Here is a 13,017-nt window from a genome sequence, read left to right as displayed (position 1 = left end):
GTCAAAGTTAACATTGCGTTGCACGGCTTGGTCGTCAAAACGCGTTTGGAATTCTTGGCGAACACATTTGTTTTTCATATGCAGTTCAAAAGGCGGATAGTTGTACTGACTATTGGTACCAATCAGGCATTAATTGAATCTGCTCTGAGATCTTTTCAGTTTTCTGTTCAACTATTTTATTCTGAGATTCCTCCAGTGCTTCTTGGTGCTCCTTAATTGGAGAACTAGTGCAGGCTGAGATAAGAAAAAGTAAAATAATGATGTAAATTTTCTTCATAATGATTCCTATAATATAAAAAATAACTACGAAGAACACTCTAAATGAAAATATAAATCGCGCTGTGATAGAGTGTATTAACTTAATCTACTGAAATTGTTTAATATTTTAATGTGGTAATTTAATGTAGGAAATAACAACTTAAAAGAAACTAAATGTTGTTATACAATAAAGAATAGATCTCATGATAATAATGATGTTATGACTGTTGAATTTGCACCACTTGCTGTTGTTAAAAGCTTTGCTGAAAGGAAGCAGTTAACCACGATAAAAGAATGGACTAACGCCTCTAAAAAAGAGGACTGGCCTAAATATATACCTAAACGACCCGAGGCTATTTACAACTGCAAATGGTCAGAGATACTCGCACCCAAGCCTGATAATCGTAATAACTTCCTCTCTTATGAAGAAGCTTCCTATATATTGTCTAATATGGATGACGTAAACACGATGAAAGACTTTCGTTTGATGGGGCGCGAAGGCAGGCGTCCAAGTAATATTCCATCCAACCCGGAAAGACAGTACAAGGAATGTTGGAATGGTTGGCCAGCGTTCTTAAATGGTGAAAAATAGCCTCGTTAATTTGCTGTACTTAATAATTAAGCGCAGCAATGACTGATTAAAAAACGGCCCCGATTATATTAAGCGTTTATAATCATCACTCTCCTCTAAATCAAATATAAAATTAAATTAATATTTTCCGGTTCTTTTAAATTTGGATGATAGCATCTATCTGAAATCTATTTAAATTATATGGACGTTTACTATTAATATTTGAATAGTCAGTTGCATTTATTATTCTCTGATTGGTATATCAAAATGAACTCAATGACAGGCATAGTGGCCTTTCCACTTTTACCTTTAACCTTGAATACACCTTGTTTTTCCCCAACTATACCGGTATCAATATTATGATAATCATCATAATGCACTTTACCTTTTGCACTTAAGCTTGTTGTTATAATTAAAAGTGCCAAAGTTGTTTTTGATTTCATTTCAATCTCTTTTTGATATTAGAGGTTATAGAGTAAGAAAACTAACCATTAAATAATGATGTGACTTACCGATTTTTAAACCTGTTATTTTCATTATATAAACAATTAAATCAATAGCTGTTTATGTTTCAAATGATACTAAAGCAAGGACCATGGAATAAATTGGACAGTTTCTCTTTAAAGGTGAAAACTTTCCTTTTTATATAAGATTTTAGAAAGCGACATAGTTCACAGAAAATATAATTTCATAGTCAATTTTACATAATATGATAAGTAGCGTAAATATACATTTATGGTATCAATGTGTTATTATTTAATCATTATCTTTTTATTTATGAGAAGTTTAGCTTTATGGAAAAATCCCGGGGATTTTTTAAAGAATATAAATCAGTATTATTTTTTTCAATTGTGATTTTAACAATTTCACTTACTGTCGCTAAAATATTTTATGGACGATTTGGATTTGATATTGAAGCAGAATTATCTGACTGGGTTGATTATGCAGTCTACTTTAACAATGCCTTATCTCCAGTAATGTTAATAGTTACTGTGATTTTAATTTTTCTAACTTTACACATTAACAAAAGAGAAGTTTCGCTATTAACGGAACAGAATAAAAAGATACTAGAACTAACCGAGCAGGTTGAAATATACAAGGGGATTAAGCCTTTAATCGAAGAATCAATTGAAGAAATGAATAATTTTCAGGAATCATTCATTTTTATGGAGGAGTATAGTTGTGAAATTAATTCTAAGAAGGTCTACTTTGCAGATTCAGAAGTTCACAGAACCAACATAGAAAACGTTGAAGATTACTTAGTCGAGAGCTTTCAACATGGTGAAAGTGAAAAGCCATTCTCAAAGAAATATAAAATGCCTCAAGGCGGAATCTTTGAAAGAACTTGCAAACGTTTCAATAAGATAGCAATTAACCAAAAAATAAAAGGAGAAGTGAATTTCGAAACAGTTTTGGAAATGAAGGGAGTTTCCACTGCAATTAAAAGATACAAGGAAATAAATAACTCTGCATACTGCTATAAAGACCTGTTTAGATGTTTTTATAAAGAAAAACAATTTTCACTGAGTCACTATGAATATTACTTTGTTTGCTTTGAAGGTGAAAATCTAAAAAAATTTATGGAGCGCATAGAGTACATAGCAACAATGTTAAGTATTCTAAGAGATGGCACAAATCAAAAGCTTATCATTTCTGAGTTTATATATTATAAACTAGATCGTTGGGTTCTATATGGTTATCTAGAGTACCTATCTATGTATATAGATAGTAAACATAGAAAAGATGAGTATTTCAAAACTAGATTCGATGAAATTACTAAAATCATTGCTATTAAAGAGTTTCCAGCAATGACTGAACAGCATTTTGTTTCTGAGAATAGTAAAGAGCTAGTTCCGAAAGAGTTAAAAAGAGTATCTAAAGAACTACAAAAAGTTTATAAAATACCTATTTATAAGATGACCAGCCTTGAAAATTAAGAGACATACTCATTTATTAAATAATATTAAAAGTGTGGAGCTGGTGGCTAAAAGCCATCAGCAAGCCGTTGAACGGGTAATAATCAATAATAATTGCCCAATCTACGCATATATAAATTCCCTCCCTTCAGACAACTCTAAAGTAACTGCTACCCGCGTGATTAAAGCTATTTCTAAGCATTTAGGGAAACAAAGCATCTATGAAATTAACTGGCAAAATTTTGATAGAAATCAGTTAAATTCATTAAAGCAGATCTTGGATAAAAACGAGTTAGCGCCAGACACTATTCGCCTTTACCTCTCTGTTATTAAAGGTATTCTTCAAGAAGCGCTATTGCTTGAGCAGATTACTGAAAAGCAATGGTTGCGTGTTAAAACCGTTAAAGGGCCAAAGCATACCAGGCAAAAAAAACACGCAACACTGAGTCACAATCAATTTGATGAGTTACAGGAGCGCATTGAATTAACAGCTGGTAATGAAAATGCTATTGCGAGAGATAAAGCAATATTCCATTTACTTGTCGGTTGCGGATTGCGAAGAAATGAACTGGCATCGCTCTCGCTAGCATCACTGAATATCGAATCTGAACACCTTGAAATAGTGGGTAAAGGGAACAAGCTGCGTCGCGTAAAAATTCACCCGCTAACTATGGAGGTATTATCTAACTGGCTTAGCGTTAGGGGTTTTGAAAGTGGACCAATGTTTATGCAAATTTATAAGTCAGGACGGTTAGGCAACTTAACTAAGAATGATGGTACTGAAAACTTTTTAAGCGGGTTCAGCATTTATAATCTATGTAGAAAATACAGTTTGGTTGGTGTTGAAAACCCGGTGCCACCTCATTCATTACGCAGAAGCTATGCAACCTGGCTTTACGATAATGGGGTGGATATTAAAAAAATAGCTGAACTTTTAGGGCATTCTTCTATTAAAACAACCGAAATATATATCTCAACTAAGCAAGATGAAGTTGATCAAGCTGTATTAAATTCTTTGTTTTAAGCAACCTTTCGGCTCTCATTGAAAGGTAAGAATGCGCGGAAAAAATTTTCCAAATACGATGTTAATTTATCGCCCTGCCAACCTTTTGTTAAATCAATCGTAGTAAAAAATAAAAGCTTAGAACTGCACTCAAGGTATTGGTAGTCAAGGCCATGTTTACACAGGCGTCTTTTGAGTGATTTTTTGCATTCACTCGAAATCGCTGTTACTTCCACCTTTATTGTGAATTCCTCAATCAAACACTCACTAGCCCAGTCGCTCAAGTTTGATTGAACAAAAACGCATCGTAAATTATTGAAAACACATTCAAGCACCGCGCCTTTTTTAATAAACTCAGGCTGAAACTCTAGATCAGCTATAAATGACCTGTTGATGCACTCTAACAACTCATCTGTTAGAAGGTTTTCTATATAATGGTTAGGCTCTACTAAAACAGAACTATTAATGCCCATAATTAAAATACATTAACATAAAGAAATTAAATTTTACTCTTAATGTGAAAAATTCACAATATGTATTTACATTTCTTTATAATTGATTCTTTATGTGAATAGTAATATTATAAATTAACTAACCGGAAATAAATCAATCACCATTTGTTATTTAATGGTTTTTTTTAGCATTATAGGAATTTTGTTTTCACTTATGGCAATTGATACCTACTATAAAAGTCTTAGTAATGACGCAAGAATCACTTTTGTTGAAAAGGTTTTGGAGCGCTGCTGTGAAGCATGGGGCGTAAAAAAAATACAAGAAATAAAAGATGATAACGGTAATAAAATGTTCGCTATTGGTGATTCCACGATATCACAGTGGTACTCTCGCCCAACTTTTCCATGGGATTTCGTTGTTACAACGGCTTTAAAGACAGGAGTAGATTTAGATTTTCTAGTCTTTGGTAACGCAAAGGTGTCTAGCGAAGGGGATTTAAACCAGGTTATTATTGGTGTGTCTAATGCGCTTTATGAGTCTTGCGATTTTGACTTAATGGAAAAGGAGCATATTCCATATATTATGAAAAAGATAGAGAGAGAATTAGGTGTTACACCATCAAATAAAATGAAAACGGGTAGTTAATTCACTACCCGCTTACCAACGTTATTTCTTGCTTGCTATCTCTTCTCAGCAGCCAGTTTACAATACTTTCCGATTTCTTTGGGAAAAACATCACAAGCACAATGGAGCTGTCTACTAGGCAAATTATTGATGAATACATCATATAAACAATCATGTTTGGCTCATCATTAAGTGCAATATGAAGGGACATCACAAAGTTGTTGGTTGCATTTATTAGTAACAATACCGCTATAAGTGAAGTCATTGTTTTAATCGCTTTTTCACCTTCTTTTCTGAACCAAGGTGTAATTAGCAATATAGCGAGAACAGTAGCTGCATCAAACGTTGTAAATATTAAATATAAAGTAGCAATCCCTGAAAAAGATTCAATTTCATAATAATCAAATAGAATGGCCAGTATAGAATCAGTGCTGAAATAACTAGCTGTTACAATAATCGTAGTCAACATAGTCGAAATGTTTGTTTTCCCTAAAAACCACATCGCGATAGAGAAAGCTGAAGCTAACAACATCAGCGATACAATTATCAACATGATATATTCAGTGATATTCTGATCGCTACCCATTTCAAAAAAATTCAGATACCACTCATAGATATCCATCAGGACACCTTTTTATTTTGAGCTTTATTCTTGGCAGAAAAAATGCTTGTTACTCCATCAGGCATATCAATATGCACTGTATTTTTACTTTTTTGAGGTGCACCATTTAGCTCCAGGATTCTTGTTTTCAAAATCACTGTTTGTTCATACAACTTTTCCTTTTCAGCGCAAAATGGCATTTGCTTCATCTCTGACTCAAGAAAAATAAACTGATTAAGGAGTTTACTTTTTTCTACAGATAGCACCCAGCGACTTATCTTCGAGCGAAGACAAAAAAAAGCCCAACCGGTGAGTAGGATTAAAAGTGAAAAAGAGTATAGAAGCACAATTGCGGGGGTGATCTCTTCTAGCATACTAATACCTTTTTATTAACTTCACATTACGAAATTAATTTACAACATGCGTTTCACAAAATGTAACAAGTTGTTCTTTTTTTGGCAACTTAAATTGTCTTACTAGAAGAAATCATTTGGTTTTTAGGAAGTAACTACCCAAAACAGACTAGTCATCAGTTTTTTTTGTTGGTGGAATAAAACCGCCACCTCGCTGTATTTCATTCGTAGGAAGCTGATCGTTCACAATTGATTTTGAACTAGAAGGTGTGACATTCATTACTGCGACAAAAAATATCACGATTGTTAGGTTTAGCATTTTTTTTGACTCCATTATTAAAATGTATGTCAAATATGCAGATACTGTACCAAAAATGGAGATATCAGGCTGCGACCATCGTTTCTAGCAAAAAATCAGTACTTATTACTATTTTTCTGAATTTATTTGTTAATAATTCACATAGAGAAAGCACCTCATTTAGGTCTGTTAGGCAAATCTGAATATGCTCATTTCCTAACTCAAATTTCAGCAAATAGCGTCTACGAACCCCAAAGCTTCCTATATTTAACTGAAGAAGACTAATGGAAAGCTCACTGTTTTTTAAATTCTGAGCTTTGATAAGTAATGACATTAGGTGAGAAGGTATTTTATTCAAAATGCTGCCTTAGAAATAAACTGATAACGTTATACTACTTCACTATCTCCGCCTTTTAATTTTAAAAAAGAGTGCAAATTCACCGAAAAAAAAGAACGGCTCTATCTCACGAAGGTTTAATATCGAGTTATGTCTGGTTATAGGTTTGAGAATTTACTATGAATATTTTTGGCTTAAAAGGAAGTTTACAAAGAGGTTTTATCCTCATCCAGTTAGCGCTGTCAGTTTTGGTATCTCTAACAGCGCTAACTTCGTGGTTTAATTACGGCATGACTTTGCCGGCCATATTATTTTCACCAGCAATACTTTGTTTAGCTCTGATTATTATTAATGCGATTATAAAAGCACTCAGAGGATTGAGTTTATTGCATTAGATTTTCACATTGCGCACCATAACCCAACTTCGCACAGATACCTGGTTTGTTTATTTCATTTAGCTTGTCAGAGAATTTTGTCACTTCAAATGTTCCATCTTCATCAAGTGTTTTGATTATCCTAGTTTCAATATCGCCATACATTTCAAAAAAACCTTGCTCATAAGTCCTGTTTGAAAAATATTTTTGAAAATAATCTTCTCGAAAATTTGCTATAAATTTTTCTAAATACTTTTTGAGATTCTCCTCCCTTTCAACGGAGCCAACATGCCCTTCTGATGCAAGCAAAATTCTTTGTAGGTTCGCTAGGGCTAGTAAATCATTCGAAATAATACTTAAGTTTTTAAAATCGTATTCTTTATCTTCTGATTTGTAATCTAATACGTAGCCTGGTAGGTATTTACTCCTTGTATAATCACCTCCATAATAAAAATATTGCGAAATTGACTTGGCGTTTTTGTTAACTAAAAACCCCCCTCCTAACATCCTTTCGACAAGCCCTGTTGTCATATGAAATAAATACCCGAACCCAAATTGGCTATAGTACATTTGAAAGCCATTACAAAAACCTTCAGAACCCCCCACTGTTTTAAGGTAGTCATCTTCTTTAAACTTTAATTGCTTCTGCAAATGAATGACACTGCTCGATGGGGAAATTGTTGTTGTGCTTTCTGGTATTCCAAATGCGATGTTACTGATCTTGTCATTGTATAGAATTTCAACGTAATTAAGGTATTTTCCAAGATCAAATTGAATGGCTTCAAAGGGAATGAAAAAATTTCCATATTTTAAATATAGTTCTTTTGTACCTAGTGAAGCGTTGGAGTTGTTTTGAAGTATAAAATCTAATGTACAAAAAGGTTCTGCATATTTAGCTTTGATGGTAGTTGATATTTTTGGAGAGTACTCCACTTCCTTTAAGTGGGCATTCAGGATATTTGACTTAATTACTTCCCGAGTTTGCTTTTCTGCCGATTCGGCCGCTCTTACTGCCGCTTCTGTACTCTCAGCCACCATCTTATTTGTTTTAATCAGCTCATTAACAGCAAACATGGTACCCATACCGGCAATACCGGCAATACCGGTGAATAAGGCCATAAACAAAGTTGCGCCACTAAGTTTCGTCGTTTCTTCTTTTAATACAGAGCGCTTACTACGCTGAAACCTACCTTGCGAATAATAATTGGCAACCAAGCGTGCACACGTACCAATCACAACAAATACAATGAACCACGTAATAATACTGGCCGTAAGTTCTACTGGGGTTGAATTAAGCAGGTTTTCTATAAAGGATTGCATTGTTATTATTCTCTCGTCCTTAAGCAAACCCCATTATACAAACACATAAACCGAACACAAACTATACCATCATACTAACTCTAAAGCTGATGTCTTATCCTTGCCAAACCCCTACTCACCCCGCGCGAGAAAATGAATGAAAAAAGCGAAAAGAAAAATAATAAGAAAACAAAAAGAAGATTAATCAAAGCATGCGCGATGTTTAGACTATGCGATGATGCTGAGGTATAGTTAATTTGATTAGTTGGTATGATGGTATAGAAATGGATATAGTTACTGAAACAAAATTGCTTTATGCGAAGTTGGTTGAGGAAAGTCAGGAGCTGTTTGATGCTCTTTCACAAGCAGAATGTTTACGTCATGACTGTTTTATTTTGCCGCCCACTTTAGCTGAGCAAGAAAGTTCTGCTGCTGAGTTTATTCCTGTTGAATACCGTAATGATTACCATGGTAAAGTAAAAGCACTAGGCGCTTTTACCAAATTTAAACCTGATGCTGGTCACAGTTTTAAAGCGCCTTTTCGTTTACCGGGCGTACTGCAATTTCGCGCACAAGCTGCAAACGACATTGCCCCGCTGATTGATTGTGTAAATTTCACAAAGGCCGCATTAAAAACCTTGATTACACAATCCAAGTTAAACGCAACCGAAAAACATGAGCTTTTGCGAACCGTCGCACCTGGCTCTATTACTTTATTAATGTATCGTCAAATTAATTACTTTAGTGATGTAAAAACGATTGGATTTACCTGGTCGAATAAATTCAGCACCAAAGTAAAAGATAAAGTTGAGTTTATTGAATATTTGAAGGGCTCTGCACAAAATCCACCGACCGGTATCACTCGTTCTGAATGGGAACCGTTTGTGCAAAAAGAAATTAAGCTCATTAGTGAAGTTAAGTCCGATACTATAAAGATTAAACGCCCATTACCGGCAGCACCTATGGCCAACATTTCATTTCATTCGGAAAAAACCAAGCTTCGCCATGCACATTTACCATTTATAGTCTTTTCAGATGATGCGATTAAAGTAAAACCGCTCAATGATTTTCTGGCTGCAAAAAATAACCGCGCTGATTTGCCCAGTTACTTAATTAATCGATTATATGCGCTTGTTTAGTTAGGCATTGGACTTGAAACGTGCTGCTGATTCAATAAGTTCAAAATATTTATTAACAGGGTAATATTCATTTTTGTAATGCCTTATCTTGGATTTAAACTGTAGACTTACCGAATTTGGATTAGTATGAGGAGTTACATTACCCTCATTCCAAGCAATTAGAACTAAAAGACTTTCCATAAATATATCTTGCTCAAAGCCTTTAATTAAGCGCTTATGAGGATTAATACCCTTTATCAACTTCTTAAATTCAGGTGCATCTTCCAGCCCTCCGTAGTCTTTACGTTCTGGATCGAGAATTACTTTCAATTCTTCGTATACCTCTGGCTGTGATACCTTTGCTAAACACAGTAGCGACAAAGACAACGTTACAAACCTTTTTTTTCTGTTCGATAAAGCTATACACTCCATGATTGAATAAGATTGTTTTATATCCCTAAGCCCCGCATTTAACCAATTAGCAATTTCTGATACTAGGATTCCAGCACCATTTTTATCCCATGGCACATCAATTATGAAACTATCAAAATTCTCAAAAATCGCTGGATTTTCATTAAATAAAAGGCTCGCAAAATTCGAAGTATCAGGACTAACAAAATGGTATGTTTGATCGAAAAATCGATTTAGGTATTTTGCACCATCAAACCCTTGTCCATACACCGCTTTTATTGCTTCACTTAACTGCCCTGATGCTGTCGCAATCACAAAATAAACACCTTTGGCACTAAATAAATGCTTAATAACTTCCAGTAATTGAATTGCAAAGCTTGGACGACACCGATCTAGTTCATCTATAAAAATAAATAACGGTACATTTGCGTCATTTATATTTTTTGAGAGTTTTTCAAGGTTTTCAGTAAACTTATGTATTTGTTTTTCTATTTGCTTTTGTTCAGCTAGCGCGAGTTTTGTTGCCTTAGCGCTTAGTGCACTTGTTACTTTGGCAAGTTCTGATTCAGAATTATTAGCCTTTTCTTCTTCTGTTTCACCTTCTGGTTGTTCCTCGTCACTTTCAAACACCTCCTTTATCTCATCAATTGATGCTCCAACCACTTTTTTTGTAATTGCACCAGCTAAAAATGGTAATGCTTCATCCCTCATTTTTCGCCAATATGATTGTGTTTCGCCTTTCAGATTAATGTATTGTGAAAGTTGGTTCTCCACACTCGTCATAAAGCTAATTAAAGGGTCCTGAGAAAAATCATGCTTCCAGGCATTAAAGTAAATTACTTTACATTTCCTTTCGCTTTCTAAATACTTTTGCCAGTTTTGTAAAAAGTAGGTTTTTCCAAATCCCCAATCTGCATCAAGATTTAAAACAAACGCATCTTGTTTAACTGTGTATCTATTTATTAAATAATCTGTAACTTCGATAGCTTCTTTTTTTCTGTTTAGCTTATCGCCCTCAAAAGCTTCCATGTGTTTCCTTTTTAGCACCAGAAATAGTCTGCGTTAGTCTTAAATGTATTCAAAATTAAAAACTATAGAACTTACTGATTTAATTATGTAAATCGTAATTTAAGCAATACTAATCAGTTATAAAGTCGTGTAAAGTATTTTATAGTTTTTCACATTATCAACATGGCTTTTATGCAACATAAGGATTTAGACGAAGCACTAAGCAAAGTACTGTTGAATGCTTCAAGTACAAGAGCTTTCTTAAAGCGCTTAAAAAAAGCTGAACCTAAGAAATGGACATATGTATATGGCAATATATCCGCAGCGTACCATGAATTAAAACCACAAAAAGTGAATGTTATTGAGTATCGCATCGGCATCTTCAATCCAGATAACGACCACTGCTGGCCATGGCAGTTCGACATTGATAACGGTGTTTTTCTTTCAGCCAATTATCGACAATGTAAATTTGCCAAAGCAGCTGTGTTTAAAGACAAAGATGCTGCTAGGCTTTTCTTTCACAACTGGAAAGGTAAGCGTAATTTAAAGATGGAACTAATAGAAACTAAAACAATTAAGTTTGTTGATAATGAGTGATTATTTATGAGTACTCCGGTGCATTTAGCCATACTCAGTGAAAATAGCATGATTACACCCTTTGGTGTAATACCTGATCCAAACACCGCAAAGGTAACTTGTTTAATTGATTTAATCCTAAATAATCACGAACTACTTTAACTATTGGAATAGCGAAGGATAGATATGAAATATTTAATATGGAGAAGACAAGTTGCTTTGCTTGCTAAGGAGCAAGGTATTACTAATTGGGACTCAATGACGACTTGGCGAGATTTATTTTTGCAAAACTTTACGCCTGAGCAAGCTTTAATAAAGGCAAAGTTAGATAACTTTGATTAATGAATTTAAAACTACACCAGAAGAAAAGTGTAAATAGTTAAATTGTAAAACTAGAGTTATAGCTAGGAATAATAGCATTGGCGGGTGGTGCTCCCACATTATTAAATATAATAAATAGCCTGGGTTAGAAATGCGTTTATCACACAAAAGAAAAAGGCAAAAAAAATTGTCCAAATGGCGTCCATTTTTTATTGAAACGCTCAAAGGGGATATTTTAACTCACAATTTAAACAAGCCTTTTCCCAAAGCAATAACAAGCAAGTTTGCTTATACCTCTAAAATTCCTATGAAGAGAGCTTTAGCTGGCTGGAAATCCGATATAAACATTGATATGTCTGTCATTAGTTTGAAAAACTCTTTTCCGGATGTAAGTGACTACCTTTGTGCTCAGGTCCACTTGTTAAATATATTGTGTCGAACCTATGGGTTGAGGCATTTAAGGTATAAAGTGCCATTTATGCAACTTTATACTGGTTGTGTGCAAGACAAAATTAAAACAAATACAGATGTACAGAACTCACATTCTAAAGGTAACTGTGAACCATTCAAGCATCCACCTTTGAAAGGTTACAATCATAGTCATATTGAGCTGTTTTCATATAGCCGCTTAAGACACTTTGAAAAATACAAGGTGAAGTTAATTAAGAGAGCTTTAAAACTCCTTAACGATAATGAAGTTGCTTCAGCTTCAGAAGTGGCAAATCAAGTTGGAAATGACCTTTGCAATAACACTCTTAAAAAAGGGCCAAATAAACGAGGAAAAGTAACTGGCTTTTGGTTGATTAGTAAAACTGTTAATGAAGAAGAAAAGTACCTTTGTGTAACACCTCATTCAAATAAAGCAAACAATGATAAATGCATTAAATCAGTTATTGTTGAATCAGAAAACTACTCAATTTAATATTGGAATAAGCTTCGCGGGACATGTGTATTAAAGGTTTGACGTACAAGCTCACCTCTGCCCCGCATCAAATTGGAATAATCTGAATGTCTAACAGATAGGCGATAAAGTCAGGGTGTCATATTTATGCCCAAGCCAAAGAATTTGGCTGAGGCAATTAGCAGCACTTGATGCTGAAGTGCTAGATATTAATGAAGCTACCTATGAAGTTAAATATGAACATAACCAAGTAAAGCTAAATACTACTGAAGACAGACTATTGCCACGAGAAAAAATTAACGCTCCTAATTGGGTAGCAAATGCGTGGGGTGACTATGAAACTATTTCTATTAGATCACGGTGCTTAACTATCCCTTTTGAAGCTCTACTTGACGAACTTGAACATATCATTAGCGAAGTAAAAGCAAATTTAAAAAGAGACCGAGTAGTTAAGTTGCGAATTTACATTGAGCAGCCAGTGGCAAATATCACGCTAGAGCTTAATAGACGCGTTGTGTTTAGATGGTATCAAAAGGCAATCAAGCGAAGTGAGCTACTAACTAAATTAAACAATTTGTAAAAACATAAATTTAAG

General features: G+C 34.3%; 16 protein-coding genes. 10 read left to right on the top strand and 6 right to left on the bottom strand.

What is annotated here, in order from left to right; all coding sequences use genetic code 11:
- A partial coding sequence (locus AN214_RS23075) for a hypothetical protein (RefSeq protein WP_235576782.1) occupies nt 1-216 on the top strand: 216 nt, incomplete at its 5' end.
- 262 nt (nt 217-478) lie between these two features.
- Nucleotides 479-850 carry a hypothetical protein gene (locus AN214_RS20010; protein ID WP_054981332.1) on the top strand — a complete coding sequence of 124 codons (372 nt, stop codon included), beginning with the start codon at nt 479-481 and terminating at the stop codon, nt 848-850.
- A 209-nt stretch (nt 851-1,059) separates the two neighbouring features.
- Here the strand turns inward: AN214_RS20010 and AN214_RS20005 are convergent, their stop codons facing one another.
- On the bottom strand, nt 1,060-1,272 hold the full coding sequence (locus AN214_RS20005) for a hypothetical protein (protein WP_054981331.1): 213 nt from the start codon (nt 1,270-1,272) through the stop codon (nt 1,060-1,062).
- Nucleotides 1,273-1,575: 303 nt separating this feature from the next.
- Between AN214_RS20005 and AN214_RS20000 the strand changes: the two genes are divergently transcribed.
- On the top strand, nt 1,576-2,766 hold the full coding sequence (locus tag AN214_RS20000; RefSeq protein WP_054981330.1) for a hypothetical protein: 1,191 nt from the start codon (nt 1,576-1,578) through the stop codon (nt 2,764-2,766).
- Nucleotides 2,756-3,769 carry a site-specific integrase gene (locus tag AN214_RS19995; protein ID WP_054981329.1) on the top strand — a complete coding sequence of 338 codons (1,014 nt, stop codon included), beginning with the start codon at nt 2,756-2,758 and terminating at the stop codon, nt 3,767-3,769. Before AN214_RS20000 ends, AN214_RS19995 begins: the two co-directional genes overlap by 11 nt.
- Here the strand turns inward: AN214_RS19995 and AN214_RS19990 are convergent.
- Nucleotides 3,766-4,221, bottom strand: a complete 456-nt coding sequence (locus tag AN214_RS19990) for a hypothetical protein (RefSeq protein WP_054981328.1) — start codon at nt 4,219-4,221, stop codon at nt 3,766-3,768. The genes AN214_RS19995 and AN214_RS19990 overlap by 4 nt on opposite strands.
- A gap of 193 nt (nt 4,222-4,414) precedes the next feature.
- Between AN214_RS19990 and AN214_RS19985 the strand changes: the two genes are divergently transcribed.
- A complete protein-coding gene (locus tag AN214_RS19985) occupies nt 4,415-4,846 on the top strand; it encodes a helix-turn-helix domain-containing protein (protein WP_054981327.1) in 432 nt (143 codons plus the stop codon).
- A gap of 4 nt (nt 4,847-4,850) precedes the next feature.
- On the opposite strand, the gene AN214_RS19980 is transcribed toward AN214_RS19985, so the two are convergent.
- The 3 genes from AN214_RS19980 to AN214_RS19965 form a co-directional block, all read right to left on the bottom strand.
- Nucleotides 4,851-5,447, bottom strand: coding sequence for a hypothetical protein (locus AN214_RS19980; protein ID WP_054981326.1), 597 nt, complete (start codon nt 5,445-5,447; stop codon nt 4,851-4,853).
- Entirely contained in the window at nt 5,447-5,800 is a 354-nt protein-coding gene (locus AN214_RS19975; RefSeq protein ID WP_054981325.1) for a hypothetical protein, read from the bottom strand. The genes AN214_RS19980 and AN214_RS19975 overlap by 1 nt, the downstream gene beginning before the upstream one ends.
- Before the next feature lie 997 nt (nt 5,801-6,797).
- Complete coding sequence (locus tag AN214_RS19965) at nt 6,798-8,108, bottom strand: hypothetical protein (protein WP_054981323.1); 1,311 nt, start codon at nt 8,106-8,108, stop codon at nt 6,798-6,800.
- A gap of 263 nt (nt 8,109-8,371) precedes the next feature.
- Between AN214_RS19965 and AN214_RS19960 the strand changes: the two genes are divergently transcribed.
- Entirely contained in the window at nt 8,372-9,226 is an 855-nt protein-coding gene (locus AN214_RS19960; RefSeq protein ID WP_054981322.1) for a DNA replication terminus site-binding protein, read from the top strand.
- On the opposite strand, the gene AN214_RS19955 is transcribed toward AN214_RS19960, so the two are convergent.
- Nucleotides 9,227-10,645: a P-loop NTPase fold protein gene (locus tag AN214_RS19955; protein WP_054981321.1), complete on the bottom strand. Its 1,419-nt coding sequence runs from the start codon at nt 10,643-10,645 to the stop codon at nt 9,227-9,229.
- A gap of 171 nt (nt 10,646-10,816) precedes the next feature.
- Between AN214_RS19955 and AN214_RS19950 the strand changes: the two genes are divergently transcribed.
- The 4 genes from AN214_RS19950 to AN214_RS19940 all read left to right on the top strand — a co-directional run bounded on the left by AN214_RS19950 (nt 10,817) and on the right by AN214_RS19940 (nt 13,002).
- A complete protein-coding gene (locus AN214_RS19950) occupies nt 10,817-11,221 on the top strand; it encodes a hypothetical protein (RefSeq protein WP_152960819.1) in 405 nt (134 codons plus the stop codon).
- 165 nt (nt 11,222-11,386) lie between these two features.
- On the top strand, nt 11,387-11,542 hold the full coding sequence (locus AN214_RS22760; RefSeq protein WP_161805699.1) for a hypothetical protein: 156 nt from the start codon (nt 11,387-11,389) through the stop codon (nt 11,540-11,542).
- A 130-nt stretch (nt 11,543-11,672) separates the two neighbouring features.
- Nucleotides 11,673-12,443 (top strand): hypothetical protein, encoded by a 771-nt coding sequence (locus tag AN214_RS22565; protein WP_152960818.1) that lies wholly within the window; start codon nt 11,673-11,675, stop codon nt 12,441-12,443.
- 115 nt (nt 12,444-12,558) lie between these two features.
- Complete coding sequence (locus AN214_RS19940; protein WP_054981318.1) at nt 12,559-13,002, top strand: hypothetical protein; 444 nt, start codon at nt 12,559-12,561, stop codon at nt 13,000-13,002.
- Nucleotides 13,003-13,017 lie beyond the last annotated feature (15 nt).

The organism is Pseudoalteromonas sp. P1-9, from assembly GCF_001399975.1.
Taxonomy (GTDB): Bacteria; Pseudomonadota; Gammaproteobacteria; order Enterobacterales; family Alteromonadaceae; genus Pseudoalteromonas.
The sequence above is the reverse complement of the archived record's forward strand: the minus strand, read 5'-3'. Positions and strand labels throughout refer to the sequence as shown.

Coding starts and splice junctions, on each gene's coding strand:
- AN214_RS20010 (WP_054981332.1), top strand. CDS start 479: ATGACTGTTGAATTTGCACCACTTGCTGTTGTTAAAAGCTTTGCTGAA.
- AN214_RS20005 (WP_054981331.1), bottom strand. CDS start 1,272: ATGAAATCAAAAACAACTTTGGCACTTTTAATTATAACAACAAGCTTA.
- AN214_RS19990 (WP_054981328.1), bottom strand. CDS start 4,221: ATGGGCATTAATAGTTCTGTTTTAGTAGAGCCTAACCATTATATAGAA.
- AN214_RS19985 (WP_054981327.1), top strand. CDS start 4,415: ATGGCAATTGATACCTACTATAAAAGTCTTAGTAATGACGCAAGAATC.
- AN214_RS19980 (WP_054981326.1), bottom strand. CDS start 5,447: ATGGATATCTATGAGTGGTATCTGAATTTTTTTGAAATGGGTAGCGAT.
- AN214_RS19975 (WP_054981325.1), bottom strand. CDS start 5,800: ATGCTAGAAGAGATCACCCCCGCAATTGTGCTTCTATACTCTTTTTCA.
- AN214_RS19965 (WP_054981323.1), bottom strand. CDS start 8,108: ATGCAATCCTTTATAGAAAACCTGCTTAATTCAACCCCAGTAGAACTT.
- AN214_RS19960 (WP_054981322.1), top strand. CDS start 8,372: ATGGATATAGTTACTGAAACAAAATTGCTTTATGCGAAGTTGGTTGAG.
- AN214_RS19955 (WP_054981321.1), bottom strand. CDS start 10,645: ATGGAAGCTTTTGAGGGCGATAAGCTAAACAGAAAAAAAGAAGCTATC.
- AN214_RS19950 (WP_152960819.1), top strand. CDS start 10,817: ATGCAACATAAGGATTTAGACGAAGCACTAAGCAAAGTACTGTTGAAT.
- AN214_RS22760 (WP_161805699.1), top strand. CDS start 11,387: ATGAAATATTTAATATGGAGAAGACAAGTTGCTTTGCTTGCTAAGGAG.
- AN214_RS22565 (WP_152960818.1), top strand. CDS start 11,673: ATGCGTTTATCACACAAAAGAAAAAGGCAAAAAAAATTGTCCAAATGG.